General features: G+C 64.6%; 18 protein-coding genes. 14 read left to right on the forward strand and 4 right to left on the reverse strand.

Features of this window, described 5'->3' with window-relative positions; translation table 11 throughout:
• Window positions 1–374: 374 nt before the first annotated feature.
• Both JKP78_RS15865 and JKP78_RS15870 read right to left on the reverse strand, forming a co-directional pair.
• Complete coding sequence (locus tag JKP78_RS15865; RefSeq protein WP_200626954.1) at window positions 375–1,004, reverse strand: DsbA family oxidoreductase; 630 nt, start codon at window positions 1,002–1,004, stop codon at window positions 375–377.
• 96 nt (window positions 1,005–1,100) lie between these two features.
• Entirely contained in the window at window positions 1,101–2,003 is a 903-nt protein-coding gene (locus JKP78_RS15870) for a LysR family transcriptional regulator (protein ID WP_200626955.1), read from the reverse strand.
• 385 nt (window positions 2,004–2,388) lie between these two features.
• Here JKP78_RS15870 and JKP78_RS15875 point away from each other — a divergent pair, with 385 nt between their 5' ends.
• The 5 genes from JKP78_RS15875 (at window position 2,389) to JKP78_RS15895 (ending at window position 8,507) form a co-directional block, all read left to right on the forward strand.
• A complete protein-coding gene (locus tag JKP78_RS15875; protein ID WP_420831034.1) occupies window positions 2,389–3,546 on the forward strand; it encodes a cytochrome c in 1,158 nt (385 codons plus the stop codon).
• A complete protein-coding gene (locus JKP78_RS15880; RefSeq protein WP_186687311.1) occupies window positions 3,543–4,025 on the forward strand; it encodes a (2Fe-2S)-binding protein in 483 nt (160 codons plus the stop codon). The genes JKP78_RS15875 and JKP78_RS15880 overlap by 4 nt, the downstream gene beginning before the upstream one ends.
• Complete coding sequence (locus JKP78_RS15885; protein ID WP_200626956.1) at window positions 4,009–6,231, forward strand: xanthine dehydrogenase family protein molybdopterin-binding subunit; 2,223 nt, start codon at window positions 4,009–4,011, stop codon at window positions 6,229–6,231. The genes JKP78_RS15880 and JKP78_RS15885 overlap by 17 nt, the downstream gene beginning before the upstream one ends.
• 42 nt (window positions 6,232–6,273) lie before the next feature.
• Window positions 6,274–7,242 carry an XdhC family protein gene (locus tag JKP78_RS15890; RefSeq protein ID WP_186687307.1) on the forward strand — a complete coding sequence of 323 codons (969 nt, stop codon included), beginning with the start codon at window positions 6,274–6,276 and terminating at the stop codon, window positions 7,240–7,242.
• Between the two features lie 152 nt (window positions 7,243–7,394).
• Entirely contained in the window at window positions 7,395–8,507 is a 1,113-nt protein-coding gene (locus JKP78_RS15895) for an alkene reductase (protein WP_186687305.1), read from the forward strand.
• A 57-nt stretch (window positions 8,508–8,564) separates the two neighbouring features.
• Here the strand turns inward: JKP78_RS15895 and JKP78_RS15900 are convergent, their stop codons facing one another.
• The gene (locus tag JKP78_RS15900; protein WP_186687303.1) at window positions 8,565–9,026 is read right to left on the reverse strand and encodes a tautomerase family protein; all 462 of its coding nucleotides are present in this window, start codon (window positions 9,024–9,026) and stop codon (window positions 8,565–8,567) included.
• A 96-nt stretch (window positions 9,027–9,122) separates the two neighbouring features.
• Between JKP78_RS15900 and JKP78_RS15905 the strand changes: the two genes are divergently transcribed.
• Window positions 9,123–10,088, forward strand: coding sequence for a GlxA family transcriptional regulator (locus JKP78_RS15905; protein WP_186687301.1), 966 nt, complete (start codon window positions 9,123–9,125; stop codon window positions 10,086–10,088).
• Window positions 10,089–10,110: 22 nt separating this feature from the next.
• On the opposite strand, the gene JKP78_RS15910 is transcribed toward JKP78_RS15905, so the two are convergent.
• Window positions 10,111–10,455 (reverse strand): hypothetical protein, encoded by a 345-nt coding sequence (locus tag JKP78_RS15910; protein WP_186687299.1) that lies wholly within the window; start codon window positions 10,453–10,455, stop codon window positions 10,111–10,113.
• A gap of 197 nt (window positions 10,456–10,652) precedes the next feature.
• On the opposite strand from JKP78_RS15910, the gene JKP78_RS15915 reads away from it, so the two are divergent.
• From JKP78_RS15915 to JKP78_RS15950, 8 genes are all read left to right on the forward strand, one after another.
• Window positions 10,653–11,357, forward strand: a complete 705-nt coding sequence (locus JKP78_RS15915) for a fimbrial biogenesis chaperone (RefSeq protein WP_186687297.1) — start codon at window positions 10,653–10,655, stop codon at window positions 11,355–11,357.
• A 26-nt stretch (window positions 11,358–11,383) separates the two neighbouring features.
• A complete protein-coding gene (locus tag JKP78_RS15920; RefSeq protein ID WP_200626957.1) occupies window positions 11,384–12,370 on the forward strand; it encodes a fimbrial protein in 987 nt (328 codons plus the stop codon).
• Window positions 12,371–12,439: 69 nt separating this feature from the next.
• On the forward strand, window positions 12,440–15,259 hold the full coding sequence (locus tag JKP78_RS15925; RefSeq protein WP_186687293.1) for an ATP-binding protein: 2,820 nt from the start codon (window positions 12,440–12,442) through the stop codon (window positions 15,257–15,259).
• Window positions 15,246–16,439 carry an EAL domain-containing response regulator gene (locus tag JKP78_RS15930; protein WP_170028961.1) on the forward strand — a complete coding sequence of 398 codons (1,194 nt, stop codon included), beginning with the start codon at window positions 15,246–15,248 and terminating at the stop codon, window positions 16,437–16,439. The genes JKP78_RS15925 and JKP78_RS15930 overlap by 14 nt, the downstream gene beginning before the upstream one ends.
• Window positions 16,440–16,522: 83 nt before the next feature.
• Window positions 16,523–19,735, forward strand: a complete 3,213-nt coding sequence (locus JKP78_RS15935) for a hybrid sensor histidine kinase/response regulator (RefSeq protein WP_186687291.1) — start codon at window positions 16,523–16,525, stop codon at window positions 19,733–19,735.
• A gap of 69 nt (window positions 19,736–19,804) precedes the next feature.
• Window positions 19,805–20,452: a response regulator gene (locus JKP78_RS15940; protein WP_063913809.1), complete on the forward strand. Its 648-nt coding sequence runs from the start codon at window positions 19,805–19,807 to the stop codon at window positions 20,450–20,452.
• Between the two features lie 114 nt (window positions 20,453–20,566).
• The gene (locus JKP78_RS15945) at window positions 20,567–21,166 is read left to right on the forward strand and encodes a fimbrial protein (protein WP_186687288.1); all 600 of its coding nucleotides are present in this window, start codon (window positions 20,567–20,569) and stop codon (window positions 21,164–21,166) included.
• A gap of 73 nt (window positions 21,167–21,239) precedes the next feature.
• A complete protein-coding gene (locus JKP78_RS15950; protein ID WP_200626958.1) occupies window positions 21,240–21,986 on the forward strand; it encodes a fimbrial biogenesis chaperone in 747 nt (248 codons plus the stop codon).
• The last annotated feature ends 40 nt before the right edge of the window (window positions 21,987–22,026 follow it).

Raw genomic sequence — 22,026 nt, forward strand, 5'->3', positions numbered from 1 at the left:
AATCACGCAAGGACTACATCGCGTGCTGAACACAGTCCAAACGCAAAACTGCTCGCCCCCTAGGCTCTGTGTGAAAAGCCTTGATACTCGGTGATGCTGCGTTGAAAACAGCCTCGGAATGCTCATTTACAACCCGTAAACTCCGCTTCCTCGGCTGTTTTCGCCTTGCCTGACCTTCGTCTCAAGACTTTTCACACAGAACCTAGCAACCATTTACCGAGAGCGACTTACAACCTGCCGACTAATTCAGCCAGGACGGTTACCCTGGAGGCATTTGCGCAGAAGCGACGCAAAGCCTGACTGCAATCCCTAACCGTGCAACAAAGATTGCAAAACTGGGCCATACCCTGTCCTTGATTGCCTTGATGGCCATTTCATTCTTGCTGAGCGCCGAAGAAGCCAAGCATCGGCGCCAGAACACTCGGTGTCTGCGCACCGAATACCACCATACCGTTGATGCGCAAAGACGGAATCACACGCCCCGCCCACTTCGCAGCCGTGGCTTCGGTGGCCTGCAATTCCTCACTGAACGTGCCGCTGTGCATGAATTGCACGACTTCGCTCAAAGCTACTCGCTCTCGCAGCAGCAGCTGTTTCAGGACTGCCGGATCGCCGATGTCCTGGCCATGGCAATACAAGGCTTCGAAGACACTTTCCACAAAGTGATGAGCGGGTTTCCCGCTACGCTGCAGCCACAGTACAGCGGCAAGCGCGGGGCGCGTGTCGGGCAGGCGGACGATCTGGCTGAACGCCGGTTCAATGCCAAGCTGGCGCATTTCCGCAGCCACCAGGGACTGCTGTATCAGCGCCTGGGTGCCAAAGCGACGTTCGAGAAAGTCGTGGTAGGCCATGCCAGCGGCGGCACGGCTCAATGGCGAGCGGCACGGCTGAAAGGTGACGCTCAGTGGTTGCCCGGCCTGGCTCATCGCGAGCGCAAGGCGGCGCAGCGCTACCCAGCTCCAAGGGTCAAGAAAGTCGAACGCCAGGAGCGGGGGAATATGCATGGTCCAGGCCCTGAGTAAGGTGGTTCAGCCCAGCGTACGGCGTCAGCTGCACAGGCAGAAGCCACACAGCACGCAATAGAGCGTTGCGCAATGTCGCTAGGCAACACTGACCAGCTGTTTCATGAAATGCGCAAAGGCCCTGATACGCGTCGAGGCGCGATTGATCGGCAGGTAGACGATATTGATCGAGGCGTTGACTGACACCGGGTTCACTTCATATTCAGGCAGCAAGCGGGTGAGCCGCCCCTGTTGCACATCCTCGGCAACCAGCCAGTCGGCCAGCAGCGCAACGCCCTGCCCGGCGACCGCCGCCTGCCTGAGAATGTCGGCATTGTTGCTCTGCATCCGGCCCTGCACCGCGACGGGTACCGTCTCGTCAGCCACCTCGAACAGCCAGTCGCGCATTGGCCCGCCGTAATCGAAGCGCATGCAGGAATGCTGGGTGAGTTCGCTCGGTTGCGTCGGCGCACCGTGTCGCTCCAGGTAGGCCGGGCTGGCCACCAGCCAACGCTGGAAATGACCGATGGTGGTGCAGATCACGTCCTCGCTGGAGACGGTCGACCCCAGGCGCACGGTCAGGTCGATACGGTCCTTGTAAAGGTCCACGCGCTCGTCGCTGAGGTTGAGGCTGACCTCCAGCTCTGGATGGCTCGCCAGAAACCGACCAAGGTGGGGAGAGATCAAGCGTCGGCCGAACTCCACCGGCACGCTGACCCGCAGCTTGCCTTTCGCTTCGCTGCCCCTGTCGGTGACCATGCCATCGGCTGCAGCGAGCGCATCGAGAATGCCCACCGCGTTGTCGAAATAGGCTTGGCCCAGGTCGGTCAGGCGGTTCTGGCGGGTGCTGCGGGTAATGAGTGTGGTGCCCAGTTCGGCCTCCAATGCTGCAACCTGCCGCGCCACGGACGATGTTGCCACGCCAAGCTTGCGGGCTGCGGCGGAGTAGCCACCGCAACGTACCGTTTCTACGAACATGCTCAAGGCGAGAAACTTGTCCATTGACCGACCCTGTCGAAGATATCCATGAGGGAAGCTGGTGGCATCACCAGTCGAGGTTGCATCAGCCTGCAGCATAGCCACCTGCCCGGCCTCGAGATTGAACAGGCGTGCTATCGAACACGCGCTGCCAGCCTTGCGTAATGAGCAAAGCTGCCTTGCGCGAGCGACCCATACCCGCACAAGCCGTGCTCCTTTAGGCTCGCCCTGAACTGATCGGCATCCGGCAATACCGGGAGTTGCTGGTTGCCAAGGGCGGAGAACGAGGTGGGTATCGATGTCACGTAGGAAGCGTTGGGCATTGGCAGCTATTGCGCTGGGCGTGGGTGGGCTAGCCGCAGCGTTCGGGTTGATGTGGCGACCGGCAATCGATCCGATCGAGCGGCCCATGGCATTCGAACCCGCACAGATCGCACGCGGTGCCCAGGTCGTCACCGCCGGCGACTGCGCGGTCTGCCATACGCGCCCTGGCGGCAAGTACCTGGCAGGCGGCCTGCCACTGGTGACGCCGTTTGGCACGCTGTACAGCACCAACATCACCCCTGACGCGCAGACCGGTATCGGCAGCTGGCCACTCGAAGCATTCCAGCGCGCCATGCGCGACGGGATTTCCCGCGATGGGCATTTCCTCTACCCAGCCTTCCCATACACGCATTACCGGCTGCTCGACGATCAGGACCTGGCGGACGCCTATGCCTACCTGATGAGCGGGCCTCCGGTGTACCAGCCGGCAACCCCCAACCGCATGAAGTTCCCGATGAACCTGCGCCCGCTGGTCGCGGGCTGGAACCTGCTGTTTCTGCATTCAGCGCCGTTCGTGCCGACCGCGCAGGCGTCGCCGCAGTGGAACCGTGGCCGCTACCTGGTCGAAGGCGCGGGCCACTGCGGCGGATGCCATACCCCTTTGAACCTGCTCGGTGCCGAGAAAACGGGCCAGGCGCTTGCCGGTGGCGTGGTTGACGGCTGGGCGGCCCCTTCCCTGCTCGGCCTGGCCAGCCGCGAAACGCCCTGGACCCAAGCCCAGCTGGTGGATTACCTGCAAGCCAAGGTCGTCGACGGCCATGGCACCGCGGCCGGCCCCATGCGCCCGGTCAGCCAGGAACTCGCGCGGCTGCCTCGGAGCGACGTCGAAGCCATGGCGGAATATCTGCTCAGTTTGCCGGCCTCCCCCCACCAACCCGCCACGCTCGAAACAAAGGCTGTGGCCTCGGCCGAATCGTCCAGCCTCGGGGGTGATCTGTTCCAGGCCGCCTGCGCAGGCTGCCACGGTGCAGCCGCACCGATGCGCAGTATCGACGGCCGGCCAGCGCTGACGGCGACGTCCTCGGTGCAAGCCCCTGCGCCACGCAACTTCATCAAGACGGTACTGGAAGGCATTGCCTCCACACCCGGTGAGCCCGGCCCGGCGATGCCGCCCTTCGCGGCCAGCCTGAACGACCAGCAGCTCGCCGCCCTGGCGGCCTTCGTCCGTGGCCAAGCCGCCCCAGATCGGCCGTGGCCGGATTTGCATTCGACTATTCAGGCTCTGCGCGAGGAGACCCCATGAGCAACGTGAACCTTACAGTCAACGGCAAGCTGCACAGCCTGGATATCGACCCGGACATGCCGCTGCTCTATGCCTTGCGCAACCACCTGGAACTCAACGGCGCCAAGTATGGCTGCGGGCTGGGCCAGTGTGGCGCGTGCACCGTCATCGTCGACGACCAGCCGGTATTCGCCTGCGTGACCCCGTGTGCTGGCATGCAAGGCCGCCACGTGCGCACCGTCGAGAGCCTGGGCACGCCTGAACGGCCAGGCCCGCTGCAACAAGCCTTCATCGATACCCAGGCCGCGCAGTGTGGCTACTGCATCGCCGGGATGATCATGCGCGCCCAAGCCTTGCTGGAGCAGAATCCGCGGCCCGACGCAGCCACCATCCGCGCGCACATGGCCACCAACCTGTGTCGCTGCGGCACGCATCTGCGAATCATCGAAGCGATCACCCGCGTCGTCGAAAACGGTGGCCTGCATGTCGTCCACAACTGAATTCGGTCGCCGCGCGTTCCTGCAGGGCGGCAGCCTGCTGATGGCATTCGCGCTGATGCCGGCCGCCCGCAAGGCGCTGGCCGATACCGAGGTGGATACCCTCGGTACTGTCGTGCTCGCCCCGGATCTGCCCGGCAGCTTGCGCACCAACCCTTACCTCGACGCGTGGATCAAGGTCGGCGTCGAAGGCATCACCGTGTATACCGGGAAAGTGGAGTTGGGCACCGGGGTGAAGACCGCGCTGTTGCAGATTGCGGCCGAGCGGCTGGACGTCTCGCCGGCGGCGGTCACCTTCCTTACGGCGGACACGGCGCTGACACCGAACGAAGGCTACACGGCCGGCAGCCATACCATCTTCGACAGCGGCACGGCGCTGTTCAATGCCGCCGCGCAGGTGCGGCAGATGCTGATGGAGTCGGCCGCCAGGCGCTGGGGCGTGGACGTATCGTCGCTGCAGACAGGCGGTGCGATGATCACGGCCCCGTCCGGCGCCCGCATGAGCTATGCCGAGGCGGTAGCGGGCGTGGACCTGCATCAATATGCCAAGGCCAACTCGCCGGACCTTCCACCTGCGCAGTTCAAGCTCATCGGCCACGCCATCCCACGCCTGGATATTCCGGCCAAGGTCAGCGGTGGCGCGGCGTTCGTGCAGGACATGCGCCTGCCGGACATGCTCCATGCCCGGGTGATCCGGCCACCCAGGCCGGGCTGCACGCTCACCGGTTTCGATAAACAGGCGATTGAACGCCTGCCGGGCATCGTCAAGGTGGTCGAGGACGGCAACTATCTCGCCGTGGTGGCCAGGGATGAATGGCAGGCCATCAAGGCCATGCGGGCGGGCTACGCGGCGGCAACGTGGACCACTGGCGAGGTGATTCCGGACCAGGCCGTCATCCACCAGCTGCTGCCCAAGCTGCAATCCAGGCGCTACCCCATCCAGCACGAAGGCCAGCCGACGCCTTCAAGTGGCAAGACCTATCGGGCGCGTGTCACCAAACAATACCTGATGCACGGTTCCATCGGCCCCTCCTGCTCGCTGGCCTGGTTCAAGGACGGTACGTTGACCGTCTGGACCCATACCCAAGGTGTGTTCCCGCTGCGTGCGGGCATCGCCGAAATGCTCGGCCTACCGCTGACGGCTGTGCGCTGCATCCACGCCGAAGGTTCCGGATGCTACGGCCACAACGGTGCCGATGATGCCGCAGCCGACGCGGCGCTCATCGCCATGCGAGTACCAGGCGTGCCGGTGCGCGTGCAATGGATGCGCGAACAGGAAAACCTGTGGGAACCGTACAGCTCGGCCATGCTCACCGAACTGGAAGCCGGCCTGGACAGCAGCGGCCGCATCAACCACTGGAAGTACCAGCTATGGACCACGCCACATAACGAGCGCATCACCAACGCCGGCCGCCTGGTGCCCGCGCGCCTGCTCGCCCGCCCGTTCACCTCGGCGCCATCGGTGCCGATTGCCCAGCCAGAAGGGGATGGCGACCGCAACGCGATCCCGCTGTACCAGACGGGCGCAAGCGACATCGACATGCACTTCATCAGCGAAATGCCGTTACGCACTTCGGCAATGCGCTCGCTGGGTGCCCATATCAATGTGTTTGCCATCGAGGCCTGCCTGGACGAACTGGCGGCGCAGGCAGGCGTGGATGCCGTCGAGTTCCGCCTCAGCCATCTCACCGACCCAAGGGCCCGCGCCGTGGTCGAACGGGCCCGCGATGAGTTCGCCTGGCCACGGCGGTCGCCTGCACCGGGCACGGGCATCGGCCTGGGCTTCGCCCGCTACAAGAACATCATGGGCTACTGCGCGGTGGCAGTGGAAATCCAGGTGCATCCGCAAACCGGCGAGATCGCGATTCAGCGGGTAGTCACGGCGGTGGACGTCGGGCAGATCGTCAACCCCGATGGGCTGCGCAACCAGGTCGAGGGTGGCATCGTCCAGTCGAGCAGCTGGACGCTCTACGAGGCGGTCAGTTATGACCCCGGTGGGGTACGCAGCTATGACTGGAGTGGCTATCCGATCCTGCGCTTCCCGCAACTGCCGAAACACGTGGAAGTGCACCTGATCGACCAGCCTGGCCAACCCTTCCTCGGTGCAGCCGAAATCGTCCAGGGCCCGATGGCCGCAGCCCTGGGTAACGCAGTGGCGGATGCCACCGGCCAGCGCCGGCTGGCGCTGCCGCTGGCCCGCAAGGCATGAACCGGCGGTACTTGAACCCGCGTTTTGCAAAGGTAACGGCAGATGCAACATCTTGATGTGACGGTGCTGGAGCAGGCGCTGGCCTGGGCAGACGAAGGACACAGCGTGTGGTTATGCACGGTCCTTTCCACCTTCGGTTCGGCACCGCGCGCGCCTGGCGCAATGTTGGTGGCCATCCAGTCCGGCGCGCACAGCGGCTCGTTGTCCGGCGGCTGTGTCGAGGAGGCATTTCTCGAAGCACTCGGCCGTGGCGAGCATGCCGCACCAGCACAGGTCATCTGCTACGGCGCCAGTGCCGAGGAGCGAAGTCGCCTGCAGCTGCCGTGTGGCGGTAGCCTGGACGTACTGGTCGAGCACAGGCGCCCGAGCGCCGAATGGCGCGCCCACCTGCGCCAGTTGCTCGACGCGCTGCGCGGTCAACGTCGGCTGACCCGGGTGATTGACCTGGAAGGCGGCCTGTTCAGCACCCGCAGCCGCACCGACGGCAGCGACACCGTGGTGCGTATTGGCAGCCGCCTGGAGATCAGCCTGGGCCCGGCACTGCGCTTGCTGCTGGCAGGCCTGTCACCGGTTGCCGAGGCCTGTGCACAGTTCGCCCGGGCCCTGGGCTTTGAAGTGATCGCATGCGACCCGCGAGAAGAAGTGGCCACGCTGGCGCTGGAGGGCGTGACGGTGATTCCGCTACTGCCCTCGATCTACATCGCCAACGGCGGTTGCCACGAAGCGACGGCGGTCGTTGCGCTGACCCATGATCCTAGAATCGACGACCTCGCATTGATGGAGGCCGTGCACACGCCTGCCTTCTACATCGGTGCCATGGGCTCGAAACGGACCTCGGAAAGACGCGCGGAGCGATTGCGCCGGATCGGCGGTTTGTCGGCTGCGGATGTCGCCCGTCTGCACATGCCCATCGGCCTGGATATCGGCTCCAGGACCCCCGCCGAAATTGCATTGTCGGTCATGGCTGATGTGCTGCGGGTTTACCGAGGTAAAGCGCGAACGGCGCTTTGAAGGTTCCCGGGCTTTGCGAGTTGCGCAATGCACTTGCCCCGGTTGTGCTGATTATCAGTCTGGGCGCCGGACATTAACCTGACTCCAGCAAACAGCCGCGCTAGCGCTGCACTTGCCAACCGCATTCAAACCACTTGCAAAGGAACTGAGTAATGGCCCCTCACCTGTTCAATCCCATTCGCGTGGGCGCCTTGCAACTGCCACACCGTATTGCCATGGCCCCCTTGACCCGCTCCCGTGCGGGCCAACCCGGCGATATCCCGACGGCAATGGCAGCGGAATATTATGCCCAGCGCGCCAGCGCAGCGTTGATCATCACCGAAGCCACGCAAATCTCCCGGCAGGGCCAAGGTTATGCATGGACCCCCGGCATCTACACGGCTGAACAGATCGCAGCCTGGAAACAGGTGAGCGACAAGGTGCACGCACAGGACGGCCGCATCTTCATGCAGCTGTGGCACGTCGGGCGCGTATCGCACCCCAGCTTCCAGCCTGACCATGGCCTGCCCGTGGCACCGAGTGCAATCGCAGCGCCCGGCAAGACGTTCATCGTCGACCACGACGGCAATGGCGTGTGGGGTGATGTACCGGTCCCGCGCGCCCTGGAAGTCGAAGAGATCGCGGCGATCATCGATGATTACCGCAATGCTGCGCTCAATGCCATGGCGGCGGGCATGGATGGCGTCGAGATCCACGCCGGCAACGGCTACCTGCTCGACCAGTTCATCAACAGCAACAGCAACCAGCGCAGCGACCCTTACGGCGGCTCGTACCAGAATCGGGCGCGCCTGCTGCTGGCGGTGGTCCAGGCCGTGGCGCGAGAGATCGGCGCCGATCGCGTCGGTGTGCGCCTCACCCCGATGGGGCGGTTCATGGGCATGGGCGATGACACCCCCTTCGAAACGTTCAGCTACATCGTCAAGTCGCTGAACCGCTACGGCTTGGCCTACCTGCACCTGGTCGAGCCCGCGGTCGTCGGTACCGTCAAGGACGAAAACTTCGACCCGCGCTGGGACGAGATCATCTTGCAGCTGCGCGATGCCTGGGAAGGTGTCCTGGTGATCGCAGGCGGCTACGACGCAGCTTCTGCCGAACAAGCGATTGCCGAAGGCCGTGCCGACGTGGTGGCTTTCGGCCGACCGTTCCTGGCCAACCCGGACTTGCCACGCCGTATCCGCGACGGCCTGCAACTCAACACCCCCGACCCAGCAACCTTCTTTGGTGGCGACGAACGAGGCTACATCGACTATCCAGCCCACCCCTGACAGCGCCGTGCCGGCTGGCTGGATCGCCCAACCCGTCTGCACGGCGGTACGCAGGTTTTAGCCGCATGGCTGGGCGCGAGCGACAAGATGGCCGTAACCGGCAGCGCGGGTGAAATCGGCGAGATGCCAGAGGTTGCCGTTCGCGCCCCAGGTGCCATCGGCGACGTCGACCAGCTGTATCGACGTCATCAGCATGCGCCCGTCAGCCTGCCCCACGCAGTGTTCGATGGCCTGGTGCAGGCCCTGCACATAATCCTTGCGCATCTGTGCATCGAGGACCCCGGCCGGCACCTTTACCGTGACGATGCAGGGAATGGCCTGGGCGTGCAGGTTCACCCCGCCACACAGCCAGTCAGCGCCACGGACCTGCTCGATGAGTACCCAGCACAGGCCGCGCTGCGGTAGCGCGCTACCCATGTGTTCGTGGGCGATGGCGGCCTCGCTGACGCGCTTGAGCAGCTGTTCGCGTTGCGCCTCGTTGAAAGCTCCGGCAGGTACCTTGATCAGAATGTTGGGCATGGCGGAAACCTTGATGATGAATGGAGGCGCCATTAGGCCTGCCAGCCGTTGCGTGCATAAGTGTCGGATCCGTCCCGTTTCGAGCATAATCCGACAATGTACGATTTCACCATCCTGGTCACACCGGGGGCATTCGCGACGAGCGTCGCCGCCACCCTGGACATCCTCGCCAGCGCAGCCACCGTCAGCGGGCGGCTCGGCCTGGCCGCACCACGCTGGCGGGTTTGCGGCCCGCAACCGGGTCCGGTAGCGCTGGGCCATGGCCTGCAACTGCCGGTACAACCACTCGAAGCAAGCGCCGCGGACCATTCCTGCTGGGTCATACCGGGCATCGGCGTCAGCGACATCGAGCTGCTCGAGCAGCGCCTCGCCGAGCCATGGACAGCGCCCTTTCTCGCTGCGCTGCGCAGTCATATCGCCAGCGGCCAGGAAATTGCCGCATCCTGCTCGGCGGTGTTTCTGCTGCAGGCAGCCGGGCTGCTGGACGGCCGACGGGTGACCACCTCCTGGTGGCTGGCAGCGCATCTGCAGCAACTGGCACCCGGTTGCCGCGTAGACCCGGACTTCATGGTGCTGGCCGATCACCCAGTGACCACGGCAGGTGCCGCCTTCGCGCAAACCGACCTGATGCTGCACCTGCTTCGTCGGCGCCTGTCACCTGAAATCGCCGACGCGGTAGGCAAGGCGCTGCTGCTCGACCGCCGGCAACTGCAGGCGCCTTTTGTCATCCCCGCCGTGCTGGCCCAAGGCAATGCGCTGATCTCGCGCCTGACTGCCGAGATCGAGAGGTCGCTGCCGGAACCGGCCAGCGTCACGGCCCTGGCGGCAAGCGTCGGCATGTCCGAGCGGACCCTGTCGCGCCATGTGCGCAAGGCAACGGGACACTCCACCCGGCAGCTGATCCAGCGGGTACAGTTGCACAAGGCCCGGGCGCTGCTCGAGTCTGGCGACTATTCCGTCGAAGCGGTCTCGGCGCAGGTCGGCTACCAGGACGCAACGGCGCTGCGGCGGCTGATGCGGCGCCTGCTCAATGCCACCCCGCGACAATTGCGCCAGCGCTGACTCAAGGCTGGCTGCGCCACCCTCAAGGTGAGGTCACGACCACCACGTAATGGCCTTGGGTCAGCGGCTTGCCGTGCTCATCGACCAGCCTGTAGGCCTGGTCCACGCTGTGCCCACGATCAATGCGTACCGCGTGCGCCGGCAGCGCCTGCTCGTCCACCGCTTGGATGCCAATGACGCTGTCACGCGCCAGCGCCGGACAGTTATCCATGCGCCAACCGGCACTGCCCACCGTGGTGGTGCAGGATGGTTCGACGATGCTGCCACTGAATTGCAGCACTCCTGAGGCGACAACGCCGCCTGCCTGGGCCTGGCCCACCAGGGCCAGGCACATTGCCACAGTCACTGCGAATCGCTTGCCGCTCATGATTTCCACTCCCCGATACCCACGCTTGAGACTATCGGATGAGCGTTGGCTGGCCTGGCTGCGTGCGTGAGGTCGTTCACAAACCCGCAAAATAAACCACGCGACGGTTTAAGAAACGTCTCAAAGCCGGCGGCGGTGCAGCGGTCTAGGATAGCCAGGCCCCTCCCAGCCAACCTCACCGGAGCCCCTTCCCGACCATGTCGCGCCTGCTTCATACCCTCTCGCGCCCGGCCATGGCGGCACTCCTGCTGATGAGCCTGGCCTCCACGGCCTGGTGCCAGCTCAAGATCGAAGGCACACGCCTGATCTACCAGGGCTCGGCCAAGGAAACGAACATCAACGTGGTCAATCGCAGCGGCCTCGACACGGTCGTGCAGAGCTGGGTCAGCAGCCCCGACGAGGGCCGCGATACCCCCTTCGCGGTTGTCCCGCCGTTAGCCTTGATACCGGCCAACGGCCAGCAGCTGCTGCGGGTGCTGTACGCCGGCCAGGGCCTGCCCGAGGACAGGGAGTCACTGTTCTGGCTGAACATTCTCGAGATCCCGCGCAAGCCCGAACAGGCCGACACCCTGCAGTTCGCCATCCGCCAGCGCCTGAAGCTGTTCTACCGCCCTGCCGGCCTGCCAGGCTCGGCCAGTGCGGCAGCCGATGGCCTGCAATGGCGCACGCCCCAGCCCGGCCGGATCGAAGTGCATAACCCGAGTGCCTTCCATGTTTCGCTGGTGGACCTGCGGCTCGACAACCCTGGGCAGTCGCAACAGCTCACGGACTATATCCTGCTGCGCCCGGGGCAATCGCTCACCCTCGAAGCACCTTCACCCTTGCCCGTGCAGAGCCACCTGACGTTCAGCGAACTCACCGATATCGGCCTGCAGAGGCACCACCGCATCGCCCTGCCGTGAACACACCGCTACAGGATAGCTACCCCATGACCTTGATCCGCAAACACCTGCTGGGCCTGTTGCTCGTCGCCGCCAGTTGCCCCGCCACCAGTTACGCCCTGTCCTGCAAGCTGGACCCGACCAAGGAGGCGGTATTGAAGGAGGCACTGGGCACCGCACTGGCTGTATCGGCCGACGCGCCCGACGGCACGATCATCTGGGAATCGGCACCACACTCGGTTTCGGTCATTTGCATCGATGACACTCAAACCGGCGTCGTGGAAGACATCTATTTCTATATCAACCCGGCCAAGGCCGACATCGGTAAGGGCATACGGGTCGGAATACGCTACAAGGCCCAGGAGATCACACAAGCTTCGGGCGCCGTCACCACCGGTTTCAACTCACGCTATGGTTGCATCTGGGCAAACTGCCTGGGCTGGCAGGCCCGGTTCACCCTGAACTTTACCGTGTTCATCAGAAAGTACGGCAAAACGCCAACCAACGGGCAAGCAAGCACGTTGAGCGAATACCGCGTGTTCCAGCTAGATGGCAAGGACGGACTCAACCCAAGGCCCGACAGCAACCTCAACTATGTCATCACCGGCATGGACAACATCCGCTTTGTCCCTTGTTCTCCCGAGTTGACCATTTTGCCGTCAGTGGTCAATTTTCGCCGCGCTCTTGCCAGCTCGGCACAGGTCGGCCAGGTCGCCAGCTCGGCCGATTTCAGCCTCGACCTGGTCAGGTCCTGCGACACACCTTACACCATCAATGCTCGCTTCACCCCCGTCGCTGGCAGCGCCAGCGTTATCGACAAGCTGCTGGTGCCCAGCAACAACAGCTCGGTCGGCATCGCCCTGACCCAGCAGGACAGCAACCAACCGGTGCCCTTCGACACCTGGTTCAAGCTGACGGAGCTGACCGTGCCGGGCTTGATCCGCAACGCGTTCCGTGCCGACCTGATCTGGCGCTCGGCGCCCATCCCCGGCCCATTCGAAGCCATGGCGCTGGTTGACCTGTATTACAAGTAGGCCCCCGGCCAGGCGACCTTTAAGGATCGTCTGATGTCCAGTTGCCAGCGGTCTCCCTACATTCACGGGATGCGACTCAAAGCCTACCTGCAACAAATCAACCCCCTCCTCTCCGACCCCGAGGCAGCGCGCCGCCTGCTTCGGCTGCTGGCGATCGTGCTGTCGGCCGGCATTCTCGGCGCGGCCTACAATTTCCTGTCGTTCACCTTCAACACCGACATCGCCCGGCGCCACGGCGCCATGAGCAGCGCGATCGCCGAGGCCCACACCTTCTTCACCAACCGTGAGGCACTGCTGGAGAGCCTGAGCCTCGCGGCCGTGCGCCAAACGGATCCGCTCATCGATTGGGTGCCACTGGCGCCGGGCGAGGAAGTGCACCTGCAACTGGGCAGCCAGCCGCACAAGCGCTGGAGCCTGTGGCTGACCCAGCGCATGTGCGCGTACCTCAAGGCCCGCCAGGTCAACCTGCTGTATGTCGACACCGCGGCTCAGGCCCCGATGCGCTGGCTGTACCACGCTGATGCCCAGGCCGCGTTGCCTTCGCCTGCGTTGCTGGAGCAGCTGCGTGCCGCGGGGGAACGATCCACCGCTGCCCAGGAGTTGTGGCTGGCCGACCACGATGTGCACCGTTCACGCCTGTTCATCTTCCTGCGCCTGGACGAACGTGACCCGGATTCTGGCTGGCTGGGCCTGGAAATCGACAGCCAGGCCGTGGCGCCGGCGCTCCGGGATGCCAGCGCAGGCGAATTCATGATGTTCAACGCCGACGGCATGCTGGTATTCACCAACAGCCCGGAGCCGACGCTGGAGCGCTCGCTGCGCCAGCCCGTGGGCAACGACTTTTTCGGCTTCGCCGGCCAGGGATTGCTGCCTGAGCACCTGGTCATCAGCAAGCCATTGATGTCCTCGGACTGGCAACTGGTCTACGCGATCGACCTGTCCGCCATCCTTGCCGGCCTGTGGCAACAACTGCTCGGTGCCTTGCTGTTCTGCGTGCTCAGCATCAGCTTGATACGGGTACTGATCCAGCGTTTCGACCAGCGCTTCTTCACCCCCACCGTCGAACGCATCCGCGCACTGGTGGAAAGCGAGATGTTCAGCCGTGACGTCATCGAAACCGCCCCCGTCGCCCTGTGTGTGCTGCGCCGCAGCGATGGCCAGGTGGTGCTGGAGAACCACCTGGCCCAGCAGTGGCTGGGTCAGGACCAGGCCCGCAGCCTGCGCAGCGCGCAATGGATCGAGCAGGCCTTCGAGCGGCCCGACGGCCAGTGCAGCGACTACTTCGAGAGCGCCGAAGGGCGCCACCTGTACCTGAGCTGCGCGCCCACCCGCTACAAGGGTGAACAGGTGCTGCTGTGTGCCTTCAGCGACATCAGCACCCGCAAGCAGATCGAGGCCGCGCTGGAGGACGCCCGGCGCGCGGCCGACACAGCCAACGAAGCGAAGACGCAGTTCCTGGCGACCATGAGCCATGAAATTCGCACGCCGTTGTATGGCGTGCTGGGCACCCTGGAGCTGCTCTCGCGTACCACGCTCGACGCCCAGCAACGCGATTACCTGAGGGCCATCGAAGGTTCCTCGTCAACCTTGTTGCAGCTGATCTGCGACGTGCTGGACGTGTCGAAGATCGAGGCCGGCCAACTGGCCCTCGAACTCAGCGAGTTCAGTGCCCCGGACCTGGTCCGCGAAGTGATCCAGGGCTACAGCGCGGCGGCCACGAGCAAGGGCCTGCAGCTCTACAGCTGCCTGGACCCGCGCCTGCCGGAACACCTGATCGGCGACGTCAACCGGATCCGCCAGATCCTCAACAACCTGTTGAGCAACGCGGTCAAGTTCACCGATTGCGGGCGCGTGGTGCTGCGCGCCAGGCTGCTCAACCGCGATGGCGAGCGCTCCTGCCTGTTGTGGCAGGTGTCGGACACCGGCAAGGGCATCGCCGAACAGGACCAACCGTTCATCTTCGACGCCTTCTACCAGACCGAAGGGTACACCCAGGCCATCCCCGGCACCGGGCTCGGGCTGCCGATCTGCCAGCGCCTGACGCAACTGATGAACGGCCAGCTGCGCCTGGTCAGCGAGCTGGGGCTGGGCAGCAGCTTCAGCCTGAGCCTGCCCCTGGAGGAGGCGTCAGGCCGTGCCAGCGCCCCGTTCAACCTGCTGGCCGAACGCATTCACGTGGTATCGCCGGTACACGAACTGGCCGAAGCCATCAGTGGCTGGCTGTGCCGCTGGGGCGCACGCGCCCAGGTCGGCGCGCCGCCAGCGGGCAGCGCCCTGGCTGGCGAACTGCTGGTCGAACTGCATCCCGGCAATGTCGAGCGCTGGCTGGTCGCCGAATGGCCGGGCCCACGCATCCTGGCCAGCGCCCAGGACTGCTGGGAGGCGCGGCACGAAGCCGGTCACTGGCAGGTCAACCTCAACGACCTGGCCGCCCTGCACCAGGCCGTCGGCCAGGCCCAGGGCCTGCGCCGCCCCCGGGACCAGGCCGTGCCGGCCCCCTCGACCGAGCCACTGGGGCTGCACGTGCTGGTGGCCGAGGACAACGTCATCAACCAGTTGATCCTGCGTGACCAGCTCGAGCAGCTCGGCTGCAGCGTGGCCTTGGCCAGCGACGGCGAACAGGCCCTGCAAGCCTGGCAGCGCGAGCATTTCGACCTGCTGCTGACCGACGTCAACATGCCCGCCATGAACGGCTACGAACTGGCCCGCGCCCTGCGCCGGCTGGGCTGCACCCGGCCCATCGTCGGCGCCACCGCCAATGCCCTGCGCGGCGAGGAAGAACTGTGCCTGGCCGCCGGCATGGATCGCTGCCTGATCAAGCCCTTCAACCTGCAAGCCCTGTTCAACTGCCTGGCCCCGTATCGAGGTAGCCGTCTTGAAGCCCTTTAACATCCTGATCGTCGAAGACCACCCGTTCCAGCATATGTACCTGCAACACCTGTTCAGCGAACTCGGCAGCTTCAACCTGGAAGCGGCCCGGGATGGTCAGGAAGCGCTGGAGCGCTTGCGCCAGCGTGACTTCGACCTGGTCCTGACCGACCTGCTGATGCCCGGCATGGACGGTGTGCAGTTCATCCAGCACCTCGCCGGGCTGCGCCACAAGCCAGGCCTGGCGATCATGAGCGCGGCCTCGCGGCGCATGCTGATGGCGGCCAGCCTGGTGGCCAAGAACCTCGGCGTGGACGTGCTCGGGCTGATCTCCAAGCCCGTCGAGCCCAGCGCACTGCGCAGCCTGATCGACCAATTGCAGCTGCACCATCAGGCGCCGGCCCAGGCCACGGCGGCCAGCCCCGAATTCGACCGCCAGACCTTGGTCGATGCCTTGAACAACCGGGCCTTCCAGGCCTGGTTCCAACCCAAGAAGTCCTTGCACAACGGCCGCATCGTCGCGGCCGAGGCGCTGGTGCGCTGGATGCATCCGGAGCAAGGCGTGCTGCTGCCAGGCACCTTCCTGCCAGCGCTCAATGCCTTCGGCCTGGAGGAACGGCTGCTGTGGGTGATGCTCAAGCAAGCCATGGATGCCCAGGCGCGCTGGCGGGAACGGGGCTATGACATCCCGGTGTCGATCAACCTGCCGACCCACCTGCTGAACAGCCATGACCTGGCCGATCGCCTGCTGGAATTCGTCCTGCACCACCAGGGCGTGCCCGGCAAGCTCTGCTTCGAGCTGATGGAATGCTCCATTCCCGAACAACTGAGCAACTTCTATGCGGGTGCCTGCCGCCTGCGCATGAAAGGTTTCGGCCTGTCCCAGGACGACTTCGGCAAAGGCTACAGCTCCTACATGAGCCTGGTCTCGACGCCCTTCACCGAACTCAAGATCGACCGCGCGCTGGTGCAGCGTTGCGATGAAAGCGAAAGCCTGGCCTCGGCCCTGGCCAGCATCGTCGCCCTGGGCCGCAAGCTCGGCCTCACCGTGGTCGCCGAAGGGGTGGAGACGCCGCAGGAGCTCGAACTGCTGCGCAAGGTCGATTGCAACCAGGTGCAGGGCTTCCTGATTTCCCATGCCGTGTCGGCGGAACAGTTCCAGCGCCTGCTGAACAGCGACGGCCCGCCGTCGGCCTACTGACCCGTTGTAACTCACGGCGCCGGGCGGGCATCCAAGGTAATCTACATTGGTTATCGACGCCCCATGGCCTTGCGGATCCTTGCATGAAACAGTACAACGCCCTGCTGGAAAACCTGGCCCGCAGCTCCCTGCGCCTGAACAAAGGCATGACCGTGCTGCTGGGCCTGGCACTGCTGCTGGCGGGCTTCAGCTTGTGGTCGATCGAGCGCCTGGTCGAAGAACACAGCGATACGATCAGCATCCATTTCGCCCGCCTGATGGAGAATGTCCAGGAACAGGAAACCTTCCTCCAGGCCCTCGTGCAACGCAGCGCCAAGGGGGAGTTGCTGGACTACCCTCGCGCGCTGGAACCCGTGCTGACGCCGCTGCCTGAAGAAGGGCCGGACATTTACAAGGGCGAGGTCTTTCCATTTTCCATGCCGTTCAGCCTCAAGCTCGACCGGCGCCATTTCGCTGACCGCGACGTGTCGGAGGTGTACACCCAAGGAGCGAACCTGGCCAGTTTCTACAGCATGTTCTGGTCAGCCTCACCCTACCGCTCGCCGCAGGTGTTCCTGTTCTCGCCGGATGCCCGTTACGACATCACCGTGCCCGCTGCAGGACGCGGGCGCGGCAAGCCCGAGGAAGAACCGTTCATCGACGTCATCCGCCAGGTCATGGCACGCCAGCCGCACGCCGAGGATTGGCGCCCGGGAGGCGCAATCATCTGGCGCAGCTATGTCGAACAGCCGGACCAGGCCTCCCCGCCGCGTGTGCTGGCCTACGCCAATGTCATCCTGCACCCGGCCAAGGCCGACAGCCAGCGCACGCAAGTGGCGTCGCTGGTGGACCTGGCGCAGATCGACGATTTCGAACGCATCATGGACTGGACCGTGTATGACCACTTCAACCTCATCGCCCCGTCCGGCGAGGTGCTGATCGGCACGCCTGCCTCCCTGGAGGGGGTGCACGAGGGCCTCAACATCAAAGCCGAAGGCCTGGTGTTCCGCCTGCACGAACAGGCCAACGGCGGCTGGAGCGCGGTCTACACCGTGACCTACCGGCACTTCTTCCGTTATGCGTTCTGGTCGCTGACCAGCATCGCCGCCACCTTCCTGGTGCTGATCGGGCTGGGCCGGGTGGCCATCCGCTGGTATCAGCGCCAGGTCGTCCTGCCGGCACGCGCCGCCCACGAGACCATCGCCGAGAGCGAGGCCTTCAGCCGGGTGGTCATCGATACCGCCCCGACCGGCCTGTGCGTGGTGCGTAGCAGCGACCATGAAGTGTTGCTGGAGAACCAGCGGGCGCAGCAATGGCAAGGCACGCGCGAACTGGTCAGCACCCTCGCCTCGACGGTGGACGAGGCCAGCAGCGGCGAACATTCCCTGCAGGTCGCAGGCCGCCACCTGCAGGTGGGTTTCGTGTCGACCCGCTACCACGGCGAAGACGTGCGCCTTTATGCATTCAACGACGTAACCCGCCACGTCGAGGACGCCCAGGCGCTGGACGAGGCGCGCCGCGCCGCCGATGCCGCCAACACTGCCAAGACCCTGTTCCTGGCGACCATGAGCCACGAGATCCGCACCCCGCTGTACGGCGTGCTGGGCACCCTCGAGCTGCTCGGCCTGACGCAGCTGGATGCTCGCCAACAAGGCTACCTGCACACCATCCAGCGCTCCTCGGCAACCCTGTTCCAGCTGATCAGCGACGTGCTCGACGTGACCAAGATCGAGTCCGGGCAAATGGCGCTCGAGCCGGTAACGTTCTGCCCGCTGGAGTTGCTCGAGGACACCGTGCGCACCTATCGCGCCTTCGCCGAGCGCAAGGGCTTGCTGCTGTATGCCTGCCACGACGCCCGCCTGCCGGCCCAGGTGGTCGGCGACCCGATACGCATCCGCCAGATCCTCAACAACCTGCTGAGCAACGCCATCAAGTTCACCGACACCGGCCGGGTGGTGCTGCGCACCCGCGTGCTGGCGCTCGACGCCAGCCAGGTCAGCCTGCAGTTCCAGGTTGCCGATACCGGCATCGGCATTTCCCAGGCACAGCAAGCCAGGTTGTTCGAATTGTTCTACCAGGTCGCCGACGCCTCCAGCGAGAGCGGCGCAGGCCTGGGCCTGCCGATCTGCGGCTGGCTGGCCGAGATGATGGGCGGCCGGATCAAGGTGGTCAGCGAGCCGGGCCTGGGCAGCAGCTTCTCGCTCACCGTCAGCCTGCCGCTGGCCGAGGGGGCGCTGAGCGACTGCCCGAGCCTAGTGCCCGACCCGACCCCGGTGTACGTGCGTGCGCCGATACCGGAACTTGCCCAGCATGGCGTCGACTGGCTGCAGCGCCTGGGCATCGCCGCCACCCTGACGATTCCCCCTCTCGAGCAGGACAACCCCCAGGCCCTGCTGGTCGATCTGCTCGACTGCCCGGACGCTGCCAGCTGGCATGGCCAGCGGATCTGCGCCTGCAGCGACGGCCCGGCCCCCGGTGCATTCATCGACGGCTGCTGGCGGGTAGACCTGCATGACGTGCGCGCCATCGCCCAGGCCATCGCCCTGGTGCGCCAGGGCGGGGCGGCCGATGGCCACGACCCCACCCAGCAGCAACGTGCCGCCCTGCGCCTGCATGTGCTGGTGGCCGAGGACAATCCGATCAACCAGGCGATCCTGCAGGAGCAGCTCGAGGCGCTGGGCTGCACCACGGTCGTCGCGGCCAACGGCGAACAGGCCATGCAACGCTGGCAGCCAGGCCTGTTCGACCTGGTCCTGACCGACGTGAACATGCCGTTGATGAATGGCTACGAACTGGCCAGGACCCTGCGCCAGCACGACGCCCGCCTGCCGATCATCGGCGTTACCGCCAATGCCCTGCGCGAAGAGGGCCAGCGCTGCCTCGAGGTGGGCATGAATGCCTGGATGGTCAAACCGTTGAGCCTGCAGGCCTTGCGCAGCTATCTGCTCCGTCTGTGCCGCCCGGTCCTGGCCGATGGTCCCAGCCAGGCGCAAGCGGACACCCACGGCAGCTCGCCCCTGCCCGCCACCGGCGACACCGTGCAAGTACCCGCCAGCATGCGCGCGCTGTTCATCAGCACCCTGCACGAAGACCTGCAGCAGTTGCGCCTGGCCCTCGAACAGCGCGACCATCGGCGTCTTGGCGAGCGCCTGCACAGCGTCGCCGGGGCCCTCGGTGCGGTGCAGGCCAGAGCCCTGTCCGAGCAGTGCTGCGCACTTGAGGACGCGCTGGCCAACTCGCCGCTCGACGCTACCCTGGCGGCTAGGATGCGCGAGGTGCTGGACAGGTTGTCGGCCATGCTCGACAGCCTTGCATAGAATCAACTACAGCGCTGATAACGCATGGAAACCACCCTCTCATCCGCACCGGCTAACGGGTCGTCATTTATGGAAAAACTCAAGGTCATCATCGCCGACGATCACCCCATCGTACTGCTCGGCGTCCGTGAACTGGTCGAACGCGACCCGCGCTTTTGCGTGGTCGGCGAAGCCGTTTGCTCGCAAGGGCTGATCGAACTGCTCGAACGCCAACCCGTGGACATGGTCATTTCCGACTACAACATGCCGGCAGACTCACCCTACGGTGACGGGTTGAAACTGATCGACTATCTCAAGCGCCACTATCCCGCTGTTCGCATTCTCGTGCTGACCATGATTTCCAACCCGCTGATCCTCACGCGGCTGCAGGAGCTGGGCGTGGACGGTGTCATCCAGAAGAGCCAGCTGCACGGCGAAATCGAGAAGGCGCTCAACGCCGTGGCGCGCAACAGCACCTACCGGGCGCCGGAACCGGCGAGGCATTCGGTGGTGGCCTGCAACACCGCCATCGACCAACGGGTAGAAAACCTGTCGCCCAAGGAATTCGAAATACTGCGCCTGTTCGTGGCCGGCCAAAGTGTCAGCGAAATTGCCCGCAGCCAACACCGAAGTACCAAGACCATCAGTGCACAGAAAGTTTCCGCCATGCGCAAACTTGAAGTAAACAGCGACCAGGAATTATTGGCCTATTGCCTGGCAAGTCATATCTTCAATTAACCCAGTTTGATTGGCCGACCATTAAGATTCGTCTGATGGGCCAGGGAAACCACCTGACTTATTGTGAGCGTGCATTTAGTTGCAGCACTTACTCATTTTCATGTGGACATCAATATGAATAAATTCTCCCTGGCCGCACTGACCCTCGCGCTGATTACCGCTTCAGCCGGCGCCCTGGCTGCCGATCCTACCGGGCCAGTCAACGGTGGCAGCGGCAAGATTTCCTTCACCGGCGTGATCAACAATGACGCCTGTTCGGTCGACGGCGCCAATGCCGACCGCGTAATCGCCGTGGACATGGGCACCGTCTCGATCAAGGACATGGGCACCGCCGAGAACCCGAGCGCAGGCCGCGTGACCGGCAAGGACTTCAACCTCAACGTCAACTGCAACGTCGGCACCAAGGTGGCGATGGTCTTCGACGCCAACAGCGGCGGCTCGGGCCTGGTCACCGGCAAGAAGGTCCTGGCCCTGACCAAAGGCACCGGCACCGCGGCCAACGTCGGCATCGCCCTGCTCGACCCGAACGGCAACCTGATCGACCTGAGCTCGGCCGCTACCGCCAAGATCCAGAGCGACGTGCACGGCACTGGCGCTGCGGGCGGCGATGCCACCCTGAGCTTCTCCGCAGCCTACGTGACCACCGGCGCCGCCGGCACTGCCACCGCCGGTCGTGGTGACGCCACCCTGCCGTTCATCCTGCAGTACGAGTAATCGATTCGCCGCTGCTCCCCTGCGCGAGGCTCAACAGCCTCGCCACTTCTTCGTCCCGCAAGGTACCCCAACCATGTTGCGTCGTTCTCTGTATCCCGTTTTCGGGTTGCTGGGCATGCTCGTCGCTGCCCAGGCAACCGCCAGCATCTCCCTGAGCGCTACGCGCGTCGTGTTCGACGGTGCTCACAAGGAGGCCAATGTCACCGTGCGCAATGGCAACCAGGAAGTCCTGGTGCAGTCCTGGGTGGATGCCGGCGACAGCGCGCAGGCGCCGTTTGCCATTACCCCTCCCTTGGCCAGGGTGATGCCCAAGCAGGAACAACTGCTGCGCATTCTCTATGAGGGCCAGGGCCTGCCAACCGACCGCGAATCGGTGGTCTGGCTGAATGTGCAGGAAATCCCGCAAGCCACTACCCAGGCCAATACCTTGCAGTTGGCGGTGCGCCAACGCATCAAGATTTTCTTCCGCCCGGCCAACTTGCCCGGCAACGCCCTGCTGGCACCGGAACAATTGGTTTGGCAAGTAACCCGGCACGCCGGCAAGGCGCAGCTGAGCGTGAACAACCCCAGCCTGTATCACGTGTCGATGGCTGACATCGAAGTCAAACGCGGTAACCAGAGCGTGTTCAGCGTCGATTCGAGCATGATCGCCCCCGGTGAACAAAAGACCTTCAGCTCGGCACTTTCGCAAGTGGACGGCCCGCTGACACTCACCTTCAAGAGCATCAACGACTATGGCGCCCAGCATGGCTATTCCGTGCTGCTGAACCCTGCCCAGCCAGGTAGCGCCAAGCCTGCCGAACCCGCCATCAGCTTGTGACCGCATAACGCCCACCTCGCGCGCCCCGGTCGTGTGCGGC

Source organism: Pseudomonas sp. LAM2023, assembly GCF_016620375.1.
Lineage (GTDB): Bacteria > Pseudomonadota > Gammaproteobacteria > Pseudomonadales > Pseudomonadaceae > Aquipseudomonas > Aquipseudomonas anuradhapurensis.